The 25,192-nt window shown below is 57.4% G+C and carries 22 protein-coding genes; 10 read left to right on the top strand and 12 right to left on the bottom strand.

All coding sequences use genetic code 11. The features are described from left to right. Positions 1–25 precede the first annotated feature (25 nt). From EPN93_07430 to EPN93_07420, 3 genes are all read right to left on the bottom strand, one after another. Positions 26–4,687 (bottom strand): hypothetical protein, encoded by a 4,662-nt coding sequence (locus tag EPN93_07430; protein TAL36648.1) that lies wholly within the window; start codon positions 4,685–4,687, stop codon positions 26–28. 362 nt (positions 4,688–5,049) lie between these two features. Further along, entirely contained in the window at positions 5,050–6,093 is a 1,044-nt protein-coding gene (locus tag EPN93_07425) for a hypothetical protein (protein ID TAL36647.1), read from the bottom strand. Positions 6,094–6,100: 7 nt separating this feature from the next. Further along, positions 6,101–6,847 carry a 1-acyl-sn-glycerol-3-phosphate acyltransferase gene (locus EPN93_07420; protein ID TAL36646.1) on the bottom strand — a complete coding sequence of 249 codons (747 nt, stop codon included), beginning with the start codon at positions 6,845–6,847 and terminating at the stop codon, positions 6,101–6,103. A 204-nt stretch (positions 6,848–7,051) separates the two neighbouring features. Between EPN93_07420 and EPN93_07415 the strand changes: the two genes are divergently transcribed. Further along, a complete protein-coding gene (locus EPN93_07415) occupies positions 7,052–7,900 on the top strand; it encodes an alpha/beta hydrolase (GenBank protein ID TAL36645.1) in 849 nt (282 codons plus the stop codon). Positions 7,901–7,959: 59 nt separating this feature from the next. After that, a complete protein-coding gene (locus EPN93_07410; protein ID TAL36644.1) occupies positions 7,960–8,433 on the top strand; it encodes an acyl-CoA thioesterase in 474 nt (157 codons plus the stop codon). 9 nt (positions 8,434–8,442) lie between these two features. Here the strand turns inward: EPN93_07410 and EPN93_07405 are convergent, their stop codons facing one another. After that, a complete protein-coding gene (locus EPN93_07405) occupies positions 8,443–8,652 on the bottom strand; it encodes a hypothetical protein (protein ID TAL36643.1) in 210 nt (69 codons plus the stop codon). Between the two features lie 140 nt (positions 8,653–8,792). Here EPN93_07405 and EPN93_07400 point away from each other — a divergent pair, with 140 nt between their 5' ends. Both EPN93_07400 and EPN93_07395 read left to right on the top strand, forming a co-directional pair. Further along, positions 8,793–9,452, top strand: coding sequence for a hypothetical protein (locus EPN93_07400; GenBank protein ID TAL36642.1), 660 nt, complete (start codon positions 8,793–8,795; stop codon positions 9,450–9,452). 72 nt (positions 9,453–9,524) lie between these two features. Continuing rightward, positions 9,525–9,929 (top strand): hypothetical protein, encoded by a 405-nt coding sequence (locus tag EPN93_07395; protein TAL36641.1) that lies wholly within the window; start codon positions 9,525–9,527, stop codon positions 9,927–9,929. Between the two features lie 44 nt (positions 9,930–9,973). Here the strand turns inward: EPN93_07395 and EPN93_07390 are convergent, their stop codons facing one another. Continuing rightward, a complete protein-coding gene (locus tag EPN93_07390; protein ID TAL36640.1) occupies positions 9,974–10,495 on the bottom strand; it encodes a hypothetical protein in 522 nt (173 codons plus the stop codon). A 289-nt stretch (positions 10,496–10,784) separates the two neighbouring features. Here EPN93_07390 and EPN93_07385 point away from each other — a divergent pair, with 289 nt between their 5' ends. The 3 genes from EPN93_07385 to EPN93_07375 are packed head-to-tail and all read left to right on the top strand — an operon-like array spanning position 10,785 to position 13,713. Next, positions 10,785–12,851: a ribonucleoside triphosphate reductase gene (locus EPN93_07385; GenBank protein ID TAL36639.1), complete on the top strand. Its 2,067-nt coding sequence runs from the start codon at positions 10,785–10,787 to the stop codon at positions 12,849–12,851. An 18-nt stretch (positions 12,852–12,869) separates the two neighbouring features. Beyond that, positions 12,870–13,040, top strand: coding sequence for a hypothetical protein (locus tag EPN93_07380; protein ID TAL36638.1), 171 nt, complete (start codon positions 12,870–12,872; stop codon positions 13,038–13,040). After that, positions 13,018–13,713 carry an anaerobic ribonucleoside-triphosphate reductase activating protein gene (locus EPN93_07375; protein ID TAL36637.1) on the top strand — a complete coding sequence of 232 codons (696 nt, stop codon included), beginning with the start codon at positions 13,018–13,020 and terminating at the stop codon, positions 13,711–13,713. The genes EPN93_07380 and EPN93_07375 overlap by 23 nt, the downstream gene beginning before the upstream one ends. Before the next feature lie 19 nt (positions 13,714–13,732). Here EPN93_07375 and EPN93_07370 read toward each other — a convergent pair whose 3' ends face one another. Next, on the bottom strand, positions 13,733–18,046 hold the full coding sequence (locus tag EPN93_07370) for an activase (protein TAL36636.1): 4,314 nt from the start codon (positions 18,044–18,046) through the stop codon (positions 13,733–13,735). A 325-nt stretch (positions 18,047–18,371) separates the two neighbouring features. Further along, entirely contained in the window at positions 18,372–19,112 is a 741-nt protein-coding gene (locus tag EPN93_07365) for a hypothetical protein (GenBank protein ID TAL36635.1), read from the bottom strand. A 209-nt stretch (positions 19,113–19,321) separates the two neighbouring features. Here EPN93_07365 and EPN93_07360 point away from each other — a divergent pair, with 209 nt between their 5' ends. Both EPN93_07360 and EPN93_07355 read left to right on the top strand, forming a co-directional pair. Beyond that, on the top strand, positions 19,322–19,945 hold the full coding sequence (locus EPN93_07360) for a hypothetical protein (GenBank protein ID TAL36634.1): 624 nt from the start codon (positions 19,322–19,324) through the stop codon (positions 19,943–19,945). Positions 19,946–19,949: 4 nt separating this feature from the next. Next, positions 19,950–20,138, top strand: a complete 189-nt coding sequence (locus tag EPN93_07355; protein TAL36633.1) for a hypothetical protein — start codon at positions 19,950–19,952, stop codon at positions 20,136–20,138. An 86-nt stretch (positions 20,139–20,224) separates the two neighbouring features. Here the strand turns inward: EPN93_07355 and EPN93_07350 are convergent, their stop codons facing one another. Together EPN93_07350 and EPN93_07345 are read right to left on the bottom strand one after the other, a co-directional pair. Beyond that, positions 20,225–20,446 carry a type II toxin-antitoxin system HicA family toxin gene (locus tag EPN93_07350; GenBank protein TAL36632.1) on the bottom strand — a complete coding sequence of 74 codons (222 nt, stop codon included), beginning with the start codon at positions 20,444–20,446 and terminating at the stop codon, positions 20,225–20,227. After that, the gene (locus EPN93_07345) at positions 20,443–20,649 is read right to left on the bottom strand and encodes a type II toxin-antitoxin system HicB family antitoxin (protein TAL36631.1); all 207 of its coding nucleotides are present in this window, start codon (positions 20,647–20,649) and stop codon (positions 20,443–20,445) included. The genes EPN93_07350 and EPN93_07345 overlap by 4 nt, the downstream gene beginning before the upstream one ends. A gap of 204 nt (positions 20,650–20,853) precedes the next feature. Here EPN93_07345 and EPN93_07340 point away from each other — a divergent pair, with 204 nt between their 5' ends. Next, positions 20,854–21,948, top strand: coding sequence for a 6-phosphofructokinase (locus EPN93_07340; GenBank protein ID TAL36630.1), 1,095 nt, complete (start codon positions 20,854–20,856; stop codon positions 21,946–21,948). Between the two features lie 68 nt (positions 21,949–22,016). Here the strand turns inward: EPN93_07340 and EPN93_07335 are convergent, their stop codons facing one another. The 3 genes from EPN93_07335 to EPN93_07325 are packed head-to-tail and all read right to left on the bottom strand — an operon-like array spanning position 22,017 to position 25,082. Continuing rightward, on the bottom strand, positions 22,017–22,517 hold the full coding sequence (locus tag EPN93_07335; GenBank protein ID TAL36629.1) for a hypothetical protein: 501 nt from the start codon (positions 22,515–22,517) through the stop codon (positions 22,017–22,019). Continuing rightward, a complete protein-coding gene (hypB, locus tag EPN93_07330) occupies positions 22,514–23,203 on the bottom strand; it encodes a hydrogenase accessory protein HypB (protein TAL36628.1) in 690 nt (229 codons plus the stop codon). Before hypB ends, EPN93_07335 begins: the two co-directional genes overlap by 4 nt. Positions 23,204–23,237: 34 nt before the next feature. Further along, entirely contained in the window at positions 23,238–25,082 is a 1,845-nt protein-coding gene (locus EPN93_07325; protein ID TAL36627.1) for a hypothetical protein, read from the bottom strand. Between the last annotated feature and the right edge of the window lie 110 nt (positions 25,083–25,192).

Here is a 25,192-nt window from a genome sequence, read left to right as displayed (position 1 = left end):
TCGTTGCGATGCCGCCGTCCCCGGGCTAGAACCCGTTGAACTGGAAGCCGTACTGCCGGTAGAACTGCTTGTAATACTCGACCTTCTCCGCCGCGCTCATGGACGCCGTTTCCATCGCGAGCAGATCCTCGAACATGTCGCTCAGCTCGAACCACAGGGAGCCGCTGCCCCCCACCGCGTCGTCCGCGAGGAAGATCGAAAGCTCGTTGATGAGCACCTCCCATTTTTCGGGCGTGTCGGGAGCGATCATCTTATCCCCGAGCTTCGCGATGAGTCCGCCGTCCTCGTTCATGGCTTTTAAGAGGACCTTCATGTCATAGTAGTTCTGCCCGGTGTCGTCCTTGACGATTGAGTGCATTTTAGGCAAAAGCTCTTTCAGTAATACAACAAGGTCGTTGAATCCCTCGTCCCCCTGGTAGAGCCATTTATTGTTTCCCCTGTCGTACCAGGCGACGTACTTGCCAAGCGTGTAGAGAAGCCCCGCGAACTCGTCGTCGGTGTAGGTTTTTTCGGCGAACAGTGTATCGATGATTTTGGCGAGGTGGCCGGTAATGTAGTATTTACCGGGATTCCCCGCGGGCTTCGTCTTGTCGAGAAAACTGGAGAGCGTTTCCAAACCATCCTCGAACTCGTCCCAGTCCGGGTCCTGCGTCCACGTGTCCACCTGCGCGAGCCTGTCGTCGACGAGCTTCGTGAGCGCCCAGTCGAGATCGAAATCCTCGGCCCGCATGGAGGGCTTGAACATCCACTGGTAGTTGGTGTAATCGAGGTGTGTGTACTGGTCGTCGCCGTAGACGGGCGTGCTTTCGCCGCTCTCTTCTTTCGTAACCAGTTCGCCCTTCGTTAACTTGATCGAGGTCAGTATCTGCTCCAGGCTGTAGAAAAGATTTTTCCTGATCGCTTTTTCGTCAAGCCGGTACGGGCTTCCCGCGTCGTTATCGCCGATTTTTTGAAGAAGGGCCAGCAGTTTGGAAACGATGCTTGTATTGTCGGCGACGAGGGGAAGGAGGCCGTCGCAGCCGGCCGTCGTGTTGTCGTTCTCGACAAGAAGGCTCACCATGGTGCGCAGATTCGACCTTGGGCGATAATCCACGCTCGCTTCCGCCGAGGGCGTCAGATAGGTAAGCGCGCCTTCCGCGGAGTCGTTGATCCGGGGCGCCCACCTGCCGCCGGAGTCGCTCAATCTTCGAAAGTAGGGTTTTGCAAGCGGCATCACCAGGCCTTCGTATAAGCCCTGAATGGGATTCTTATGAGGGCCGGCAAAGTTGTAATCATGCCCTGCGGCGGGCGTATACAGCGATTTTTCATGCACAGCCCCCACCAGGGCCGCGAATACGGGCAGGAGCCTGCTCCGAATGGCCCACGCATTGTTCCAGGGCGTTCCGGTCGCGTTCGATGCCACCATTGCGTTCTGGAGAAATCCCATGCGCGTGATGGGACCTATATTCCGGCCAACGATGTCCGGCAATACGTACCCGCCTCCCAGTATGTCGTTGAAAATGGTGTCGACGAAAATACCCTGGCCGAGCGCGATTTCATGTTCCCGGCAGAATACAAGGATGCGCGCGTCCCCCGGCTGGCTCGATTCCCGGTAATCCGGCGTCCTTCCCGTGGAAATATCCCCCTCCCCGATACCGGAGCTCCAGCCCCCCTGGGAGGCCGGCAGATTCGACATCCACTGGCCGTTCGCGGGGCCTTTTTTCGCGTTCGTGATGCCGAGCGCGCCGTTGCAGTCCACGAGAATGAACGCGGCCGAGTGTACCTGGCAGGTCAGCACCGTCGCCCATATATGCATGGGGATTATGAATATGAATTTCTTTTCAAGTACCACCCACTGGAAGTTTCTGAACAAAGCCTCTTCCTGCGACGCGCAGGCGCGCATCGCCTCCTCTTCCCGGATTTTCTCGTTGAAGGTAAAATACTCGGAGCGCAGGTAGCTTCCGCTGGAATTCAGCTTGAATTTGTTCTCCCCGGTCGTGCCCTCGACATAGGTCCAACCGCGCTCGTTCATGGGGGGGACGGTGCTCTCGGCGAGGTGGCCGCGGTTGACTATATAATAATCGCTCCTCCACGTTGCCTTGTAGCGGTTCGCGCGCTCGCGTTTGCCGTTATACGCGGTATCCCTGTCCCAGGTACAGAGTACGACCCTGTCTCCCGACCCGGCCGTCACGGTGCACTGAATCGCTCCCGTGCCGTAATTGATGGTGCCGGTGCCGCTCACCGCCGGGCCGGTTATATGTCCGGCCCCGTCGTCGGACGCGGTTGTGGGATCCAAACCGTAGCGATACGAAGTAAGCGTCACATCCCCGATGTCCCATGAAATTCCGGAAATGTAAAAATTCACCGCTCCCGTGTCATAATTGATCGTGGCGGAATATGAGGTGTTTATATTTTCACCTGAAATGGCGCCCTCGGTATCGCACGTGATATAGATATCGGTCTCCTCGGGGAACCACCAGGTATCTTCCTTAAGATGAATTTTCATGAGGCTTCCCGGAATCACCGGAGCGTGGGCGAGCGTATCCGAAACGTGCGTATCGCTGTTGTTCAAATCTTCGCCCGTCACCTCGGTGGTGGTCATGCAGGTCAATTCCACGCTGCCCGGTTTCACCCGGGTGCCCCTGGATTTGTAAAGCGCCTCATCGATGGAGGTTCCGCTCAAATTGAGGAATTGACCCCCGGAGAGCCGTTCCTCAGCGTCGTACGCGTTTGTAGGATAGAGATATACCCACGTTGCAGGATCCGCGGAGGGTTTGTGCACCAGCGCGTACACGTCCCCGTTCAGCTTTTTATAAATGAAAAATTGTTCGCTCGAACCGTTGCCGTCATAGTCGAGATAGACCGATTCCGCCGCCGGATCAGCATAATAATAAGGCCCCTCTCCCTCCCAGCAGGCCCTCGCGATCCAGCCCATGAGCCAGCACGCGGTATTGAGCACCCCCCGTCCCGAAACGACCTGGGGATAATACGTTTTATAGTCCTCGTCATTAGTCGCGTCCTGTATAGTCGCAACGGGTTCCATTATTGGTTTCCCGTCCCCGTCCAGGCCGTGCCTGACATATTCCACGGTTTCGCCGCCGTTGGGAAGGCCCGCATCGCCCGCGCACGTGCCCGGAAGCAGGCCCAAGGTCGGGAAATCATAGCCCATAAAAAACATGTGATTCGTCCTCTGGAAGGACGTAAACGGGTCCGCGCTTCTCCCGATCTGGGGGGCCTGGCTGGATTTTCTCACGTTGAGCGCGAGACCGTAGGAATTCAAGCCGAACGTCTCCCCCGTGCGGAGGCTGTACATGGTATCGTTCACCGAGATAATGCCGTGTGTTGCCTCGCCATGTCCGCGGGAGTAGTTATCATCGACCGGTTCTCCGCTCGTGCTCATCCTGGTTTTATAGCCATACTGATATGAAGCTATAAGCGTAAATATCAGATGCTCCAGGTATGACACCTTGTAGGAGGAAGCGGTTCTTAAATTGCCGTCGGCGCCGTATTGCATCATCCTTTTAAGCGAGGGTTCAATCGCATACGTGTCAAAATCGATACCGGCGTTCCGAAGCTTGTCGAGCGCCCTGGTCAGAAGCTCGACCGGGGATTTCCCGAGCCCATGATCATGGATGATTGAATAATCGGGGATGCCGGCGGGTTCCCCCGTCGCTTTATCCCTGATGAAAAGCTGAATCAGGAAGGGAAGCACCTCGCGCGCCGTGTTTTTTATCTCCGCGTTGACATAAGGGTCGCTGTTTTTATAGTCCGCGTTGAAATTCGCACCACCCTCCGTGAAATATCTTTCCATGTTAACGAGTAAATTTTTATAGACCGGCGCGTGCGCGGGATCGACCAGCCGGGGAAGGTCATGCTTCATGATAGAGTCATCCGACTGGTACAGCATTTCCCGGACGCTTCCATCGCTCACGAGCATATCGTTCAAGGCGCGCAGGAGCGAGTGCGTTCCGCGTACCGCATTGCCAAGATCAAGATTCGTATCGCCGGCGCTTATGTCCCGGGAATTTAAGATCAAATTCCCAGAGTTATCGATGAACATCGGGGTATCATTCTGAATGGTGAGTTTGGCGATTATCCCGGACGCATCCCTGATATCCTGCACATCCATCCCGTCAATTTTATCAATCAGCTTTTGAACCAGGTCCCTGACGCCTTCGGGCTCATCGAGGTCGTATCCATTCTCATCCGCGATATAGTCTATCGATTTTTTCAGGATCTCGATTCCGTCCTCGGTCAGCCCGTCCGTTTTACTCAGGTCATTCAGCAGCTCATAAAAACCTTGGTGATAATTTACCCCCGCCGTTTCATAGAAAGAATCCACTTCGGATTTCGCGTGATGACGCTCGCTATCCTCAAGGATGGACAGGAGGGAGCGCAGGGAGGTCATCAAATCGATCAGGGGACGGTCCTCATGTGTCGCGAGGTCTTTAAGCACTTTGGACATAGTGTTAAATTCGTCGTAGTTCGCACTGATCGCGGCGGGAAGATCATTGGTGATAACATCATTCATGTCCAAATCGCCGAACAGGTCCTTGATGTTGCCATATCCGTCCATGACACTGAAAAGCTGGAAATCTGGGTCGGGCTCGTTTTTCTGGAAGCCGCCCAGCTTCCCCCCATTTGAACATGCGACGAACGCAGTACACAGCGCCAGGGCTCCGATCATCACAATCCTTGTGAACATCATAGCGACCCCCGCATTTTCACATTTAACGCTCACGGTTTTCCAGTGGTCCGCACGCGTGAGGCTGTTCTACCCGGTGTCTATACCGTCTGGACGGTATGCTGTATTATTACAAAAAGTACCCTGTCTATAGCCCATTCGGGCTAATAAATTTCTTTATGCTTCGTTTTCGAGGTTAAAATTCCGCGGGTGAGGAGTCAGCCTGAAATTTTCCTGTCACCCGGCATTCAAATATGAAACAGTTAATATTTTGCTCAATTAAGATTGAATGACAGGCTAGTATAGAGAAAGCATTTTGTCAATTAAAAACGGACGATTCAGTCTGAAAACCTATAAAATATGTACTCAATATTCATATACAGTGTTCAGTTTTCGATATCGCCTTCGAATAATTCATCAAAAAATTTGATCAGATAGCGCGCTTCCCTGATAAATCCTTTCACGGTGATTGTGTTCTCGGTATGCGAGAATAGCTCGGTCCCAAGAAATGCGGTATCCGCGCCCGCCTTTTTTAAATATTCATTCAACCCTTTTCCTTCATAATAAGGAACTATCGTATCGTTCAGGGAGTGCATTATAAAATACCGGCATTTTGGTACCCCGCCGGCGAACATCTTTTCAGCGTTCATTTCTTCGACTTCATTGCTGTTAAAGGTAAGAACCGAGAGATCGTTAAATAGCTTTGTACCGAGAATTTTTCGCATTTCACTGCGGTCGGTCGGACCGGGCTTTGAAAGCTGAATAGCACGTGAAACCAGCTCTTTCTCCTGCGCAGTCAGGTTTTCGCTATTGAGCGAGATCGCGAGCTTCACCAGGATATCCACCTCGGGCGATGCTGAATTGTAGTATTCAATGAGCTTTTTCCCGTCCTGGAAGGGGCCTACGAGAAATATTTTTTCCGGATATATATCCCTGGGTACTCGATTAAGCGCGATGAGAAGCGCGCTCCCCCCCATGCATGCCCCGAACGCACGAAACGAGCCATGCAGGCGCTCATACAGCGCGCTGTATACCCTGGCGGTGAGATCTATCATCTTCGTGTGGTTGGCGGTCTCCCGCGCCCCCCTCCACAAATGGGGCACAACCACGCTCATGCCGGTTGCGTCGGTGAGCGACGCCGCCATCCGGTGAAGTTGGGGATGAGCGTACCCTTCGGGTGTGAAACCATGCTGGAGGTAAAAATATTTCGCGGAACGCGCTCCCGGGCTCGAATATAAGAATACCGGAATGGTTTCCTGACCTATTTCCAGCGAGAATTCCGATTTTTCCCAACTGGTAGGATTCCTGAAACCTGACATCGAAAGCAAATAACGCACGCTCGGCTTTCGAGAATATGCATACGAGAATGCGAGCGAGACGAGTATGAGCGCGCCCAACACAAGCGCGATAAGAACCAGGGATCTTTTCATGCTCTCCTTAGTGGGCCGGCGATTCCCGCAGCGTAGATGAAAACTTGCGCAGGTTCCTCGCGATAGTGCCCCGCACTTTTTTCAGCAGAAGGTCCCGGGCCGAATCTTTCATGCCCTCGGTCTCGATGGGGTCGCCTATTATGACCTTGAGCGTGCCGGGGCTCACCAGGAGTGAGCCCTTGGGAAGAAGCCTGTTGCTGTTCACGATCGTTATCGGTACTATCGGCAGCCGGGAGCGAAGCGCGAACATCACTCCCCCTTTCTTGAACTTCTGCAGGGTGCCGTCGCCGGAGCGGGTCCCCTCGGCGAAAAAATAGACGCTGATCCCTTCCCTGAGCTCCCTCACCACGCGGTTGATCCTCGTCACCGCGGCGGGTCCGTCGGAGCGGTCTATGGGAATCATGCGGGCGAGGCTCACCGCCCAGCCGAAAAATGGAATCTTGAAGAGGGATCTTTTCCCCACGAACCGCAACGTGTTCCTGATCCCCTGCGCCACGGCCAGCGGGTCCAGGTTGCTCGCGTGGTTGGATATGAACACGTAGGAGCGCCAGTTCTTGATCTTTTCGCTCCCTATGACCTGTACCTTGACGCGGTTCGATTTCAGGATGAGCCACACCCACAGCTTCCCGATCGAAAAGGGAAGTCTGCCCGTCCTGCTGAGTATTGCGGTGATTATCGTCGGGAAGGCGAGTACCAGCGTATAGACGGTGGTGGACGCGAGCGTCCAGGCGGGCATAAGTATTCTCTTCAGCATGGCGCACCCCTCCCAATCAAGAATATGAGGCTGCCGGGTCAAGGTCAATTGCGCAAGCCAAATTTTTCTTTGCGCAAACCCGGCTTCCGCACCGGCGTTGCGCCTGCTTGACAAAACCGGCCCGATGCGTCAACGATAGGGATGTCGGGCCGGGGCATATGGGCAGTAGGCCGGTCATTTCCAGGATTCCCGTCGCGAGGAACTATGAAAAATATCGAACCGGCAGTACGCACGCAATCGATCGGGGATACGAGCCTACAGTACCTGGATTACGAAGGCGATGGCGCGCCGATACTGCTGCTCCACGCAACGGGCTTCCTGCCGTGGATGTGGCACCCCATCGCCCGGGAGCTGGCCGGAGACCACCGCGTGATCGCGCCCTATTTCTGCGATCACCGATACGCGGAGCCGGAAGAGGGCGGCCTTGAATGGCTCCTTCTTGCCGAGGACCTGTGCCGCCTTTGCACATCACTGGCAATCGAGGACCCCTTTCTCGTAGGGCATTCGATGGGCGGCACCGTAATAACCCTCGCGAACGCCCTGCATGGCCAGCCCGCGCGCGCCATGGTCCTGATAGAACCCATCTTCCTGCCCGAGGAGCTGTATTCGCTCAAGATGAGCGTGGACCAGCACCCGCTCGCCTCCAAATCCATAAAGCGCAGAAGCACCTGGGAAAACGACGCCCAGGTGCGCGAGTACCTTCGATCGAGAAAACTTTTCAGGAACTGGGACGAGGAGATGCTGGAGCTTTACATCCGCTATGGCATGGTCCCGGGAGAAAATGGCGGGCTCACGCTCGCATGCTCCCCGCGCCACGAGGCGGCCCTTTTCATGGGCAGCGTCCGCTACAACCCATGGCCGCTCCTCGAAAAAATCCAGTGTCCCGTGATGGTTGTCGAGGGGGGTGAAAGTGAGAACAGGCACTTCATCGATCTGGGGAAGGCGTCTGCGCGCTTTCCCCGCGCGGTATACCGCGTGGTGCCGGGCGCGGGACATCTCGTTCCCATGGAAAAGCCGAAAGAAACTATTGCCCTTATAAAGGAAATGCTGTAGCTTAATAGGATCGGTCCCAGGCGCTATAACGGATCGCGAAAGCCCCCGGAGGTGTGGAAATGCACGCTAAGACGGTACAAGACAGCTCCGTGACCATTGTTATGCAGATGACCCACCAGGACGCGAACCTCGCGGGCAACGTCCACGGGGGCGTCATTCTCCGTCATATAGACAACACCGGGGGAATCGTCGCAAGCAGGCATGCGCAAACGAACGTGGTCACCGCCTCCATCGACCGCGTCGATTTTCACAGCCCGGTATTTGTGGGGGACCTGCTGCGGCTCATCGCGAGCATCACCCACGTGGGAAGAACGTCGATCGAGGTGGGGGTACGCGTCGAGGCGGAAAATTTTATCACCGGCGAGATTCGCCACACGGCCTCGGCATACCTGACCTTTGTCGCACTCGATGCGAAAGGAAAGCCCATTGCGGTGCCGGGGCTCACCCTGGAAACGCCCGACGATCAGCGCCGGAACCGCGAGGCCCTGCAGCGCCGTAAGATGCGCCTCAAGCTGAGGGAAACGGAGACATGATACGCATCGTTACTTTTTGAAGGGGTCCTGACGCTTGTGTTCCTTCTTTTCTTCGGCCTTTTCTTTCTCGACCAGGTCGCGGAAGATGTACCGGTAGTTATTCGACCGGTCAGCCTCGAACTGGTCGATATCCACCTTGTTTTTTTCCGCCTTCTGTCCGCACCCGCCTGCCGCCGTTCCAAGCGCACACAGAAGCACTATACATATCAATCGTCGCATTTTCCGACCTTTGAATCAGTCTCCATGACTCATTGAAAAATACAAGAGCAATTTGCCCCCGGCAAGTGATGGAAATCATTTGACATAAGTATTCCGAAATCCCTATACTCGAAATGCAGTTGGGCAGGGAGGGAGTTTCAATGAAAATCACGACCGACTTCTCGCAGGTGGTGCCGGGGAGGGGAAACGCATTCCGCATCTCGCTCCAGGGGAGCGCCGCGCCGGCAAGTCCCGGCCAGCGCAGGGAGGTGTTCCAGGCGGGCGGAACGCGCAGCATGACCGAGGCCCTCTCGATCGCCCAGATGGCCCAGGTCGTGGTCCAGAAGGCGATGGAAATTTCCGCGAGGCTTCGCACCATCGCCATGGACGCGATGACCTCAAACCGCGTGAACGCGGAAGAGCTCAAGACGGTGAACGCGCAGATCCAGTCCGCGCTGGGCGCGTATTCCAACCGGTTCGATACCGCGGTCATTCCGCCCCAGGTGCAGTCGCGTGGGACCGTGGACCTGCGCGAAGAGCTCAATGTGCTTAGCACGCAAGCTATTAATCTTTCGGAAAACCGCGGCGTTGATACCGCGGCCCTGGAACGCGCATCGGATTCGATCGAGCGGAAAGCCGCGGCCCTGGGAGAAATAAACAGGACCCTGGGCGCGCGCACGGGCGCCGCGCAGGTGGACACGGGGACCGTCCGCGGCGAGGTCGTCCGAACCGGGGGGCGCATCGCGCAGGATCATGAAACCGCGCTCCGCGCGCAGGGAAATGTCTCCCGTGAAAAAGCGGCGGTGCTGCTCCGGGATTAAACGATATGCTTTTTCGGCCTGTGAGAATCACATGGCCGGGAGAGAAAAAATTAACAGCATAGAAGGCACGGAATGGAAGTATTCGACGGCTTCATCGCGGCAATCGCGTCCGAGTTCAAGCTCAAGTTCCACAAGGACTCGGAGGGCGCGTACACGACCGAACTGCAGTTCGAAAACAACCGGTCACAGCAGGTGCTCATCACCCTCACCCATGACGAGGTGGGCGACCGGATTATCAATTACTACTCGGTGATAGGAAAGCTCCGGGGGGACTTCTGCGAGCTGTACAAGTTCGCGCTCAAGATTAACTCCACCCTCTATTTCGGCGGGCTGGCGCTCATCGACGATACGCTCATTCTCAGGGACTCCATCCTTTTAAGAGACGGGGATCCCCAGCGCTTCATGAAATCACTCACCTACATCGCCGCGAAGGCGGACGAGCTCGAAGAGGTGCTTCTTAAAGATAACATTAACTGAGTCTATGGTTCGCGGGACCGGTCCCGCGAACCGCGGGGCGTGCCCTACCCCAGTTTCAACTTCTCACGGATTCTCGTCGCGAGGTCGCGGATAAGCGGAAGGTTTTCCGTATCGTCGACCAGCAGGTAGACCGCCATATTGTCGTTCGTGATCACGATGGTGCGGTCCCTGTTTACCTCGGAAAAGCTCGTGAGCTTCTTGACCTCATCCCGGGCCGTCGAGGCGCTGGTGTAGAGTATGATATAGCAGACGATGTCGTCTCCGGTGGGCTGACTGGTTCGCGCGAGTATCGCGACGTACATGTCCGCGATGACACCGGGGTCGCCGCTGGGGTATATCTGCGGCGCGAGTTTCTTGATGGCGCCCTTGTCCATCTTCCAGGGGTTGTCTTTCAGGACGTTCCGCGCGAAGGCGGGAACGGTGCCGAACTGAAAGCCCGAGGGTATATCGGCACCCGTGATCTTTATCGAGTCGATCACCTCGCTCTTGTACTCCGCGCCGGCGAGCGGGAAACCGAATATGCAAATTGCTGCAAACACTATCATGCAGGTTGTAATTTTTTTCATTTTTTTCACCTCCGGTGACCATTTCCGGCGGCCGCACGCGCCGCCCCGGCATTAGTATCGGTAAAAATCACGGGATTTATCACCGGAAAGGAGTGTTCGGGGAAAAATTATAGAGACATAATATTTTTGCTTGACGGCGGCCTTTTTCCGGCGTATCTGTTAGATGGATTTCGTCGCAGATACACATAGTTCTCCTTTCAAAATATAATATGGCGCTCCCAACCAGCGGGTCTCCCGGCGAGCACCGTCATTGTCGCAAGAATTCGATACAACAACCTGGAGCATCCCTATGCGAGAGCACGCATCCCCTCTTAAGCAGATTCGAAAAAGGGATGGAAGGGTGGTTACCTTCGACCCCGAAAAGGTCACCAGCGCCATCTTCAAGGCAGCCAAGGCGGTCGGGGGCAGCAACCGGGAAACCGCCCAGGGCGTAACCGATTCCGTCGTGGGCGTACTCGAGATAATCTACAAGGACGACCGCATTCCCACGGTGGAAAACGTCCAAGACCTCGTGGAAAAAGTGCTCATCGAGCGGGGCCATGCCAGGGTTGCCAAGGCCTACATACTTTACCGCGACCAGCACCGGAAGATACGCGAGGGCAAGGACCTCCTGAACGAGGGCATCCAGCTTGTCGAACAATACCTGGATCGCTCCGACTGGAGGGTTAACGAAAACAGCAACATGAGCTATTCCCTGCAGGGGCTCAACAACCATATAGCGTCCGCGATCACCGCGAAGTACTGGCTGGAGCGCATGTATCCGCCCCAGATCCGCGAGGCGCACGTGAACTGCGATTATCACCTCCACGACCTGGGGCTTCTGTCCGCCTACTGCGTGGGATGGGATTTAAAAGACCTTCTCATCCGCGGTTTCGGGGGAGTTCCCGGCAAGGTGGAAAGCCGGCCGGCGAAGCATTTCCGGAGCGCCCTGGGACAGGTGGTTAATTTTTTCTACACGCTGCAGGGCGAATCGGCGGGCGCGCAGGCTTTCGCCAATTTCGACACCTACCTTGCCCCGTTCATTCGCTATGACAGGCTGTCCTACGACGAGGCCAAGCAGTGCCTCCAGGAGTTCGTGTTCAATATGAACATTCCCACACGCGTGGGATTCCAGACCCCGTTCACGAACGTCACACTCGACCTCAAGGTTCCCTCCACCATCGCCGATGAGTACGTGGTTATCGGTGGCGAAATAAAGGACACGAAGTATGCCGAGTTCCAGGAAGAGATGAACGTCTTCAACCTCGCCTTCGCCGAATGCCTCCATGAAGGGGACGCCCGCAACCGCATCTTTACCTTTCCCATCCCGACCTACAACATCACGAAGGACTTCGACTGGGAGAACCCGTTCCTGGAACGCCTGTGGGAGATCACGGCGAAATACGGCATCCCCTACTTCGCCAATTTCGTGAATTCCGAGATGAAGGCCGAGGACGCGCGCTCCATGTGCTGCCGGCTGCGCCTGGACAACCGGGAGCTCCGCAGTCGTGGGGGCGGGCTTTTCGGCGCGAATCCCCTCACGGGGAGCATAGGCGTAGTCACGATCAACATGCCCCGGCTTGCGCACCTTTCGGAGAACGAGAACGATTTCATCGCGAGGCTGACCGATCTCATGGACCTCGCGCGCGACTCGCTGGAGATCAAGCGCAAGGTTCTGGAAAATTTCACCCAGAACGACCTGTATCCCTATACGAAGCATTACCTGTCCGATATCCGCGAGCGCTCCGGAAAATTCTGGGTGAACCATTTTTCGACGATCGGCATCGTGGGCATGAACGAGGCCTGCCTGAACCTTTTCGGGATTACCATCGCGGAGAAGGAGGGCAAGGCCTTCGCGATGCGCGTCCTCACCTACATGCGCGAGCGCATCCGCGAGTACCAGGAGGAAACGGACAACCTTTACAACCTGGAGGCGACCCCTGCCGAGGGGGTGAGCTACCGGTTCGCGAAACACGACAAAAAAACCCTCCCGGATATCATCACCGCAGGGAAAAACGAGCCGTACTATACCAACTCGGTGCACCTGCCCGTGGGGTACAGCGACGACATCTTCGACGTCATGGAGCACCAGAACGAGCTCCAGGCCGCCTTCACGGGGGGCACCGTGGTGCATTGCTTTATCGGGGAGAAGATCGACGACCCGCGCATCGTGAAGACGCTCGTGAAGCGCATCGCCGAGAATTACCACATACCCTATTTCACCATCACCCCCACCTTCAGTATATGCCCCGTACACGGCTATATCTCAGGCGCGTTCAAATACTGCCCGCACGAGCATTCCCCGGAGGAGCTCGAAAAATATGGTATTGAGATTCCGGCCAAGGATTCCGAATATGATAGCAGGATAGCTATATAAATGTTAAGAGGTGTCTGAATGCAGAATGAAAAAAAGGTCCCGGTCGAGGTTTATTCGAGGGTGGTCGGCTATTTCCGCCCCGTAAACCAGTGGAACAAGGGAAAGAAAGAGGAGTTCAGCGAACGCAAGGAATATTCGCTCCGCGGTTTGCGCGAATCGAACGTGTATGAATATAAGAGGAATTCATAAAACCTCGCTCATAGATTATCCGGGCCGGATAAGCTCGGTGATCTTTACGGGAGGGTGCAACCTGCGCTGCGGGTACTGCCACAATCCCGAGCTCGCCTGCAACAGCTGCGAGCTCGAGCGTTTCTCGAACGAGGAAACGCTCGGTATGCTGGAGAAGCGCCGCGGCCTCATAGACGGCATCACCGTATCCGGCGGCGAACCGACCATTTCAAAAAACATCACCACCTTCATGAGCTCGCTTAAGGGCCTCGACCTCGCGGTCAAGCTCGATACGAACGGCCTCAACCCGTCGGTCGTGAGAAACCTGGCGCGCGACGGCCTCGTGGATTACGTCGCGATCGACATCAAGACCGCGCCCGAAAAATACGAATTCGTCACCGGGACAAAGGTGGATTTCGACAGGATCGTCGAGACGGTGAATGCGGTGCGTGACGCGGGGGTCGAGTACGAGCTTCGCACGACCTGCATACCCAATTACGTGACCCTGGAAGATTTTAAAAGCATCCGCCTGGCCGTGGGCGAGGTGAAGCGATACTACCTCCAGCAATTCGTGAACGAGGTCACCATGGACGCGTCCCTGGGCGGGGTTCGTCCCTACCCCGTGAGCGTGCTTCAGGGCTTCAAGAAGTATGTGGACAGCTTCGCGGAGATCTGCGGGATCAGGGGTATCTGACCCCGCGCCTCCGCCGTTTTCAATCCCTTATAATTTTCCTGCTCATCATCACGCGCTCCTCGTCATGCCGCTGTACGAGCGCGCCCACGTCCGGGCTCTCCCTGAAACGCATTACGTTCAGCATGAATATCTCGAGCTTGCTCACGATGTTGGGCGGCAGCAGGTTCCCGTCAATTTCCACGGAGATGACAGGGTACCTGCGCTCGCGGGCCCACGGTGTGATGAGCCCCTCGATCACCCGTCCGATAAGACAGGCGAAGGGCGAAATGTTCACCACGCCCGAGAAGCCGTCCATCATCGCTGTCGCCGCGACACCGCTCGAGACGCTGATCTCCGAATGGAGCTCGTCGCTCACGAAATACCGCTCCGCGTTCTTCATGATAAGGTCCATGTCGTGGGGCGTTTTGGGGACGAGGCCCGTGGACTTGAGCGCGTACTTCACCCTGTTCTCTACGCGGTGCTTGTACCACGCCTCGACGCTCCAGTTCACGAGCCCCCGGAATTCCGCCGAGAAAAGTTTTTTATACCAGGGGAGCAGCCGGTACTTCTTGGCGAGCTCGAAGCGCCTCGTGTAGTCGCAGTAATAGATCCACTCGGTGATTCCCGACACCTTGCCGATGATCCCGCGCGCGCTGAACAGCTTGATGAGCTCGTCCACCGCGAAGTCGTCGCGGCGGACGTAAATCTCGCCCACCACCAGGATGCGCGGGCACTCCTCCATTTTTCGTTTGAGCGGAATCTTCTTTATTTCGTCCGAAATGCCGCGCAGCGCGGGGAGCACCTTCGTCACGTCCTTTTCGGCGACCGATATGAGCCGGTGCCAGAGGGAGTCGTATTTCTCCATCGCCGCGACAGGGTCCGCCGCGCACGCCCTGAGCGACGTCTCGACGTCCTTCATGTAGTCGCTGATACACAGACCCCACCAGGCGTGCTTCGAGAAATCCGCCCCCATCTCGTTGTAGGAATTGTCGGAATCGAGCGTGACGACGAGCACGTTCTCGAATCGTAAATCCTTGAAGAGGTTCTCGTAGAAGACGAAATACTGCCCCGTGCGGCAGGGACCGGTGGTCGTGGGCACGAAGAGCAGGTAGGTCTCGTCCTTGCGGTATTTCCCCGACGCCAGGTACTTGAGCGCGCCTCCCAGCACCAGGTGCGACGGCAGGCATTCCTTTCCCGACGCATGGTTGCGCGCGAGCTGCAGGGCGCGCACGTCCGGTACGGGCATCGCCTCCGCGTTCACCCCCGCCGAGCGCAGGGACGCCGCCAGGAGCTCGGTGGAGAGGCGTCCCATGTTCGCCAGGAGCATCTTGACCCGCGGGTTGTTTTTGACGGGCATCGTTATGCCGGTCTTTTCGTTGCGGACCACGAGCTCGGTGCCGCCCTGGATCTCGAAACGAAGTCCGTTGTCGTAGCGCTCCTCGTGAATCGCGGTGAACTTCCTCCTGTAGCCGTCGATAATGTCCAGGAAGGCCTCCACGCGCGTGTCTACGCCCGCGTCCGCCGTGTGCGAGTCGAGCTCCAGGATGAGGAAGGGCTTGGTCCCCATGATCCACTTGAGGTAATGGAGCATGAAGGAGTCGGGCGCACATGAGAAATTCGTGATGTAGGTTATGTAGATATTGTCCTCGTTCTTGAGGAGCATGCTCGCCTTCATGTCCTGCTGCCCGTAGTACCAGTACATGTTCGGGAAAATGCCCTCGTCCTCGTAGGGCAGTATGTCGAAGGGTACGATGGAAAACCCGCGCGAGGTGAATTTCTTGGGGATCCCCATGTTCGCGTCGGGCGTGAAGGCGTTATAGGGCCTCCCAAGAAGCGCGATCACCGGGCGGCCGGCCTTCCTGGCGTCTTCGAGCGCGCTGCGCCCGAGCTCCCGCGCCCGCGCGAAGTACTCGTTCTGCTTTCCATGGGCGAAATCGAATGCTTCCGCGACCTCTTTACGCGCAATGCCGAGCTTCGCGCCCATTTCTATAAGAGGCTCCAGGGCCTTTTCCCGGCCATACTTGAAGCTGATGACGGGGGCGAGCATGCGCTCCTCGGGGATCTCGGGGAACGCGTGCTTTATATAGTACGGCAATCCCTGGGTGATGGGGCAGAAGGAGGCGTGCACCTCGTCCTCGTAGCTCTCGAGGTCGCGGAAATGCGGGAGGAAGATGTAATCCGCCTTCATCTCCACGATATCCTGCACCGCGCCGTGCGCGATCTCCGCGGGGAAGCAATAGCCGCTCTCCACGCGCGCCACGCCGTCGGGAAGCACGCGGTTGGAAAGCCTCGCCTCGATCCCGAGCTCGTGGAAAAAATGCGAGTAGAAGGGCCACATGGTGTACACCGAGAAACAGCGCGGTATGCCGATCGTCATAGTGCGCTTTTTCACGAACTCCTCTTCCCGCGCCGCGCACGCGCCGAATAATAAATCGTTGCGCCTCTGTATATAGTCGAAGACCTCATCGTCGTTGAATGTCTTCTTCTTGCGGGTGTTCGCGTACTTGTTGCAGCGCCCGCCGAACATGTACTTGTGTTCGTTCACCCTGAGGACGCGGATGGAACAATAGTTGTCGCATGCGTTGCACTTGAACTCGCGCTCGTACACGATTTCCGTGTTGAGGATTGCATCAAGATCGTACTCGGCTTTATCGAGGAAGCCGTCCTCGAGCTTTTGCCTGGCGAGAATGCCCACGCCGAAGCAGCCCATGAGCTCGGGGTCCGGGGGGACGATAATATTCTTGTTCAGGAGCATGGAGAAGGCGAGCGGGACCGCCTTATTCTTGGCGACGCCGCCCTGGAGCACGATGTTCGAGCCTATGCTGCGGTTTCCCACCACGCGGTTCAGGTAGTTCGATACGATCGAAGTGATGAGTCCGGCCGTGATATCCTCGCGCGAGGCGCCCTGCTGGATCGCCTTCCGGATGTCGGAATTGATGAAGGCCGAGCAGTGCTCCCCGAACTTCAGGGGCTTATCGGCCTGCACGGCGATGTCTCCTATCTCGGAGGCCTCCATGATGTTGAGGTCGCCCTTGCACGACTCCTCGAGGAAAGACCCGGTCCCGGCGGAACAGGCCTCGTTCATGGCATAGTCTATCGGAACCTTATTTTTAAGAAGCACGTACTTCGCGTCCTGCCCACCTATCTCGAAGATGGTGTCGATATCGGGATTATAATAGGTGGTCCCCACGGCGTGCGCGATAATCTCGTTGTAAACCGCGGGCGTCTCGAGGAAGACCCCCAGTATCTCGCGCGAGGAGCCCGTGGTGGAGGCGAGCGTGATCCGGATCTTTCCGTCGCCTATATCCTCCCTGATCTGCTTCTTGATCTCCTCGATGCAGAACTTGAGCGCCTTCACGGGATCGCCGTGGGTGCGCCCGTAGTAGGAGGCGGTGACCTCGTCGGTCTCGATGTCGATGAGGCAGGCCTTTGTGGTGGTGGAGCCCCCGTCCACGCCCAGGATGTACTCGCGGCCGGCGCGGACCTTGCCCTTGTGCGACGGGATGAAGGTCACCATGCCCTCGGCCTCGCGCAGGCTCTTAAAGCGCTCGAACTGGACGCTGTGCGCGCGGGTGAGGCCGTCCACCGGCGGCATGACGCTTCCCGTTCCCTCCGCGAGGATGGCGGCGCCGTAGGCCTCCAGGTACGCCGCTTCCCGGGGGACGACGAACTCGAGATTGGGGAGCTTTTCGCGGATGAAATCCACCAGGTATTGATTGCGCGTAACGCCTCCCGCGAGAAGCACCCTGCCCTTCGCGATGCGCGCGCGTTTCAGGAATTCGACGACCTTGATCGCCATCACGTTCGAGAGCGACAGCACGATGTCTCCCTTCGTGGCCTCGCCCTTGTTGAGCCGGTGCGTGCAGTCGCTCTTCATGAACACCGAGCACCGCGACGAAAGCTTGTGGACCTTGCATCCCTCGGGAAGGGTCTTCACGTCGCCCAGCACCATGTCCATGCGCCCCAGCTGCTGCTTGAAAAACTCGCCCGTCCCCGACGCGCACTTGTTGCCGGAGAAGCTCGTGACGATTTTCATGTCGCTGTTGATGGTGTAGACGACCAGGTCCTCCCCGCCCAGCGAAACGATCGCGTCGACGGGCTCGCCCAGGGCCGCGAGCGCGGCCTCCACGCATAGGGGCTCGATCACGCTCGAGGCGTTCAGGAGATAGCGGCCCTCGGTTCCGGTGGCGAGCACCTTCACGTCCGCGGGCAGGTTTTTCGAGGCAAGCGTCTTTCTCAGGGTGCCCAGGAAGTTGCCCTCGTGGGGGTCCACCTCGCTCCACTCAATTTTTCCGTCCCGCATGAAGACAAGCTTCACGTTGGAAGAGCCTATATTTATTCCAAGGGTATTCATCCTGATTCCTCCGTTTTGGTGAAAGGTGAAAATAGGGATTTTCCCGCAATTGTCCAGAATTTTTTTTAATCCCGGATGAATGACATTCAGTAATAATATTTAAACATAGAATCGGGTTATATATTTGACCAGTCACGAAACTGCCGTCCCGCGCTCCCTTAAGAGCCCTTGCGGGGGGCCTCTTAAGGGGCTTCGCTCCTTAAACCCCGGTAACAACAGGTTTATGACATGTCCATAATCCCCGTGCGATGCCGTCGGCATGATGTGCGTATCGCGTAACCGCATCACCCGTTCACCGATGGATTTACGGTGAACCGGCACCCTGTTAAATTCGGGAGAATGTCAGGAGTTTCTCGACCATGTCCTCGGCCTCGACGATCATCCCCGAGATTCCGAGCAGTTTCAGGGCGATCGCCTTCTGCTCTTCGGGGGGCGGGAGCGGCACGCACAGTTTGAGCAGCAATCCCATGCCCAGCTCGGTGTCGTCGGAGCTCACGCGGAGCTCGTCCATCACGCCCGCGTGGTAAAAATGGTGCAGGACATTGTTCAGGTAAAAAGGATCGGCGCAGCGCATGTCTACGGTGAGCCGCACGCACTCCGGGGCGAGCACGCCGCCGGCGAAGCTCATGGGCATGATCGCGCAGGCGCCGCTGGAGCGTCCCCTGCGCACCATCACGATGTCGAAGGCCGCCGCCTCGCCGGACTGTTCGAATCCCGGCGGAATGCGGCGGCAGCGTTCGGGCCTGAAGCGAAGCGACTCGACGCTCTCGGGCGTGAGGAGCAGCACGCCCTCGCCCTCCTCGATGCTCAGGGCGGCCGTCGCCTTTCCCTCGACCAGTCCGCGGTGGGGCACCAGGAGCTCGCCCAGGGGCGCCGTGGTCCACGCTTCGGGTATCTCGCCGCAGGGCGACGCCTTGAATTCCCCGTGGCCGTCGCCGCGCATGACGAGCTCGGCCATGAGCGCGTGCTTGTAGCCCGTCACAGCCTTGATGAGCTCACCCACGCGCGCGGCTGCCCCCGTCGCGATCGCGGCCGTCTCTTTTTTCTTCTCTTCAAGCGGGTTCATGGTATATGCTTAAGACATGCATCTGCATAACGTCAAGATAATATCAGGGGGGCGTTACTCCAACGAAAAAACGCGCCCCGCTGTATAATTCCCGATTTTCGGGGCTCCCGGGGCGTGATGAGCTAGAATTATCGCACTATTGGCGTTGCCGTTTGACCAGAGGCGCGTTATGAAGTACTATCATCTTGAGCCGCGAACCGGAGGGTTAATTGGAACAATTCAAGAAAGCGCTGCGCCTCGAATATTTCACCGTAGGCTACAACCTGTTGGAGGCCGTCGCGTCGATCGTCGCCGGGGGGCTCGCGAACAGCATTGCGCTGGTGGGCTTCGGCCTGGACAGCATAGTGGAATCGCTCTCGGGGCTTGTCCTGGTGTGGAGGCTCCGGGTGCACGGGCGCTTATCGGCGGACGAGGAGGAGCGAATCGAAGGGCGCGCAACGCGCTTCGTGGGTGCGAGCTTTCTCCTGCTCGCGGCGTACGTGCTGTTCGAATCGGTGCGTAAAATCATCACGGGGGAAATATCGGACCCCTCCCTTCCCGGAATCGTGATCGCCGTGCTCTCCCTTATCGTCATGCCGGTTTTAGGCTATAAAAAATACCGGCTCGGAAAGGAAATGGGCCTGTCTTCACTCGTCGCGGACTCCAAGGAAACCTTCGTGTGCGCGACGCTTTCCGTCGCGCTCCTCGCGGGGCTCACCGCGCGCTATTTCCTGGATTTTCCGCTCGCCGATCCGCTCGTGGGTCTCGTCATCACCGCGTACCTCGTGAAGGAGGGGCTGGAGCTCGTGCGCGGGGAGGAATGCGGGGACGACTGCGCGGGGCACGGAAAATAGCCCCGTGGCGTTTATACGAATTCCCGGGTTCGATGCGCTCGTCTTCGTTCCGGAGGACGATCCGCGCGCGGCGAAAAAGCACCCCTGCGCGGATTGCTACTCATGCAAGTGGTGCGACGAGGAGCGATGTGCGCTGTGTTTTAAAAAGAAGAATGGGGAGTGTGCGGGGAAGGATGGGGGCGGTTGTAAGTGATTTCCAGTGACCTGCTGTTCAAAGTCTTGTTGACCTGGAATGTGCTGATGATTCCGCAATCCGCGATGGAGCGGTGATCCAGACAGCTAAAGCAGAATTAAAAATTCATCAATGGATAAACCCGCCTGCCTTATAATAGAGCGGAGAGTACCACGATCAAGCTCCTTATGATCAGGCACGACGACCTGGGTAAAAGGGTCATTCCTTCTTAGAATTATGTGGCTTCCATGCTGTCTTTTAAAATAAAATCCTGCTTTTTCGAGAGCCTTTACGCAATCCCTGCCGGAAATTCTGGGAAGGCCGCTCATACAACAAGCATCATGGTGTCGAAAGTTTCGGCGGGAACCGGAATATGATCATCCTGAAGGGCTAATATGTATCCTTCTATGGCATCCTTGATATTTTCTATAGCTTCTTCTTTTGTCTTTCCCTGGCTGATGCAACCGGGAAGGCTCGGGCATTCGGCCACATAGTAGCCGTCCTCTCCGGGGAAAATGATTACTTGCCTCATGATTTATCTCCTCGACTATTAATATATCCGGATAGTGATTAAAAAACAACAAACAAAAATTAACGGCGATATCGAAAAGTTTTCCGCACATCATCGAACCCGCCCCCAACAAAATTTTATTGCTCTCCCCCCCGCCCATCGGTTAGACTCTTCCCATCCCGGGTGCGGCCACGCATTTCCGTATCCCGCGAACGGAGGTCGGATATGGCGCTCAATCGTGTCGGCATACTCACCGGCGGCGGCGACTGCTCGGGGCTCAACGCGGTGATACGCGCGGTCACCCGCGCCGCGGCGATCGGCTACGGTGTGAAGGTCACCGGCATACTGGACGGCTTCGAGGGCCTCATCGCGAACCGCTCCGAGGAGCTCACCGTGCGCTCCACCCGCGACATCCTCACGCTGGGCGGCACGGTCCTGGGCACGACCAACAAGGGGAACCCCTTCCAGTACCGCGAGCTTCGTCCCGACGGGACCATTTCCGTAAGCGATATGTCCGATACCGCCGTCAGGAATTTCAATGCCATGGGTCTCGATTGTCTCTTCGTGGTGGGGGGCGAGGGGACCCTTGAAATAGGGTACCGGTTTTTCGAGAAGGGCGTCCCGGTCATAGGCATCCCCAAGACGATCGACAACGATCTCGACAGGACCGATTACACCTTCGGCTACCAGACCGCGATTGAGGTCGCCTGTGACGCGCTCGACCGCCTGCATTCTACGGGACGCAGCCACCAGCGCGTAATGATCCTCGAGGTAATGGGAAGGACCGCCGGCTGGATCTCGCTCGAGGCGGGGATCGCCGGCGGGGCGCACATCATACTCATCCCCGAGATACCCTACAGCATAGACCGCGTGGTCGAGAAAATCGTCGCGCGGGAAAAGGGGGGAAGCCCCTTCACCATCATCATGGTTGCGGAGGGCGCGAAGGAGGAAGGGGGCGAGGTGATCACCCAGGCGTCCGCCTCCACCAGGCTCCAGGGCGTGCCGCAGCTCGGGGGCGTGGGCTTCCACCTGGCGGACCAGATCAAGTCCCGCGTGGACCTGGAGGTGCGCTGCACGGTGCTGGGGCATATCCAGCGCGGGGGCTCTCCCTGCGCGTTCGACCGGGTGCTCGGGACCAGGCTCGGGGCGGAGGCGGTGCGCGCCGCCGCGGAGGGGAAGTTCGGCGTCATGGTGGCACTCGACACGCCCGATATCGTACTGGTTCCGCTCAAGGAACTCGCGGGCAAGGTGCGCTCGGTGCCGGTCGACGCGCAACTCATACGGAGCGCGGAATCGATCGGGATAAGCATGGGAAGGTGAAGGGGGACGTCCGCAGCACGGGTGGATCTGAAGCAGCGCGATCCGACACTATTTACGAGAACTGCCTATTACCACCCGATCTCGCTCCAGAACGGCTGCGCTGCCTCTTTGAGGCCCTTTACATTGAATACCGCGCGCAGATCTTTGGGAGAGCCTGAATACGTCTCCACCTGGAGGGTATCCGACGTGAGCAGTCCTCGAACGATATCCATTTCCTTATTGCTGACATATATGGTAGATGTCTTGTCGTAACCGTCGCCCCACCCCGTTCTCACGGGAGCGTTCTTCCCGAGCTTCGCCATCATGGCGTAATTCCCGCGGGGGATCGCGTCGTGCCAGCGGATATGGATGACTGGTTTTTTCGAGCTTACCTCTATTTCAAGAACCGGCCTGGCACCCGAAGCGGACTGGCCTTCGATTGCCTCGATCGAAAAGGTGTAGGTCTTCACGTTTGCGTAGAGCGGGTTCGTCGCGACCTTAACCTGCCAGTTCGGCGCATCGGCGGCCGATACGGGGATGATCATGACGGCGGTCAATAGCAGCATGGCGATCATTCGGGTGTTGTTCATTTAGGGGGCTCCTGGGCCTTTATCTTCGCGTCGACCTTCTGCATGATATACCCTGCCAGCGCATCGAACCCCTCGCCCGTCTTCGCGCTCACCTTGAACACCTGCATCGCCGGATTCACGCGGCGGATGTTCTCCATGACCTCGTTCATGTCGTAGTCGAGGTAGGGAAGCAGGTCGATCTTGTTCAGCACGCAGGTCCCGGCCGAGCGGAACATGGGCGGGTACTTCGCGGGCTTGTCCTCGCCCTCCGCGACCGAGAGCATCACCAGGCGCTCGTCGTCGCCCAGCTCGAATTCCGCGGGGCATATCAGGTTGCCGATATTCTCGATGATTACGAGGTCGAGCTTGTCCAGGTCGAACTTGTCGAGGCAGCTCTTTATCCACGCGCTCTCGAGGTGGCAGTCGCTGTTGTAGAGGGCCGTCTCGATCTGGATGATGGGGATGTCGTGCTTGGCGAGCTTCTCGGCGTCCTTGGTGGTCTTGATATCGCCCTCGATCACGGCGATGCGGTATTTCCCCTTGAGCATCGAGATGAGCCGGTCGGTGGCCGTGGTCTTCCCGGAGCCCGGCGAGCTCATGATGTCGATCATGTAGATCTTCTTGCGCTTTAAAAGCTCGCGAATCTCCCCCGCCTTCTGGACGCTTGATTCGAATATATCCTTTAATATCTCGATCTGTGTGGCCATGTGCCCTACGCCTCGTCGTTCTTATCGTTTCGTCTCACTTCTTGCCGCGAAGGTATTCGTCAATCTCGTTGTAGTTCTCGTCGCGCGCCAGGTCCCCCGGGGTCTTTCCGTCGTTGTTTTTCATGGTAGGCGACGCGCCCGATTCCACGAGCGCCATGACCGCGTTCAGGTGACCGCCCCACGCGGCGTAATGCAGCGGCACGGAACCGTCGGCGGAGACCGCGTTCGGGTCGGCCTTGGCTTTTACGAGTGTGCGTATGGTATCGGACCTGTTGTCGCGCGCGGCGAAATGGAGCGGCGTCTCCATGTTCTTGTTGCGCGCGTTCACGTCCAGCCCCTTCTTGATGAGAAGCGCCAGCAGCTCCAGGTCACCCGACGAGGACGCCGAATGCAGCAGGGTCTCGTTTTGGGCGTTAAGATTCTTTAAATTTGCCCCCTTCGCGATGAGCTTGTTCGCCGCGAGCACGGAGGAAGACCTGAGCGCTGCCTGCAGCGGCGTGTTCCCGTCGTTGTCCTTCGTGTCAATGGACGCCCCCTTTCCCAGGAGGAAATCGACCATCTCCGCGTGATCGCGGGTAGCGGCCACGTGCAGCGGCGTCGACCGCTCCTCGGTGGAAACGTCGTTCACGTTCGCGCCGCGTTCCAGGAAAAATTTCGCGATGTCGAGCTGCCCGTATTCCGCGGCGATATAGAGCGGCGTTTCGCCGTTCTGGTTCTTCATCGCCAGGTCCTTGAACTTCTGGGAGGCGGTCTTCACCTTCTGAACGTCCCCCATTTCTATGAGCGCGTAGAACTCCTGGACTTCCTTCTCGGCCTGCCTCTTCGCGATCGCCTCCTTTTCCTTCTGGATCGCGTTCTTGATCGCGACGGCGAACTCCTTCGTCTCCTCCTTCGTGGAGGTGAAAGCCAGCTCCACGCCGTCCTTCGAGAGCTTCGTCCTGATCCTGCCGAACGTGGCCTGGATCTTCGCCATCTGGTCTTCGGTGGTCTTGAGCCCCTTCTTGTCGTTCGCGTCGGCGTAGGCGTCCAGGAAGGAGACCGCGAGGCTCGTTCCCACGATGACGAAATGGCTGAACATCATGAGCCGCTCGCCGTCGCCCTGTACCGACGAACGCATGTTTCCGGCGATCTCGATCTCCTGGCCCAGCGAGACGGAACCGGCGACGCTCTCAAGGTTCATGAGCGCGTTAATGAACACGTTGGAGGTGAGCCCCTTGCCGCGCACGGCCCCCATCTTCACCGCCGTCTTGATCTTGGCCTTGATGTAGTTCGACACCTGCACGGTGTAGTGCATGGTGCGCGTCTTCGCGTCGGCCGTGAACACCGGGAAGCCCGCCAGGTTCGTGGGCTTGTTCGCCTTGCGCGAGGCGAGGAAGGTGGTCACGAATCCCTTGAACCCGACGACGAATATGTTGTCGAGCTTGAACACGCACAGGTCCTTGTTCGATTCGCTTTCATACCCCTGCATGCCCTCGATGGTGAGGGGCTTGAGCCCCTTCGCGAGCAGGGTGATATCGGGCACGTTCCCGGTGACGTTAATGAAGGCGAGCACGCCCGACTTTTTCTCGATCTGCTCGATCTGGCTCACGACGAGTATTTCCTGGAGCTGGCTGTTCAGCTTCTTGAATATGTCGAGCTCCTCGGCCGATGACACGCTTTCACCCTGGATTATCGCCACGAGATCGTCGGGATTGATGTCGTTTTTCTTGAAGAAATCGTTCACGCCCGCATAGTTCAGGTAAAAAAAGATGTCGGAGCCCTCGGGTGCGAAGCGCGCCTCGTCGAATACGTTTTTCGCGGCGTCCTTCGCCGCGTAGGCGCCGCCGGAGAGAATAAGTACCAGGGCGAGTATCGCCAACGCCGGTGTGCATCGTTTCATGTGAGCCCTCTTTCGGATGGATTCGTGCGACTCGGTATAAGTAGCGCCCTGACCGGGTTTTGTCAAAGGATATTTTAGCGCGCATACCGCGGGCTTCACGGCGGAGCATG

This window comes from Spirochaetota bacterium (assembly GCA_004297825.1).
Lineage (GTDB): Bacteria > Spirochaetota > UBA4802 > UBA4802 > UBA5368 > FW300-bin19.
The sequence above is the reverse complement of the archived record's forward strand: the minus strand, read 5'-3'. Positions and strand labels throughout refer to the sequence as shown.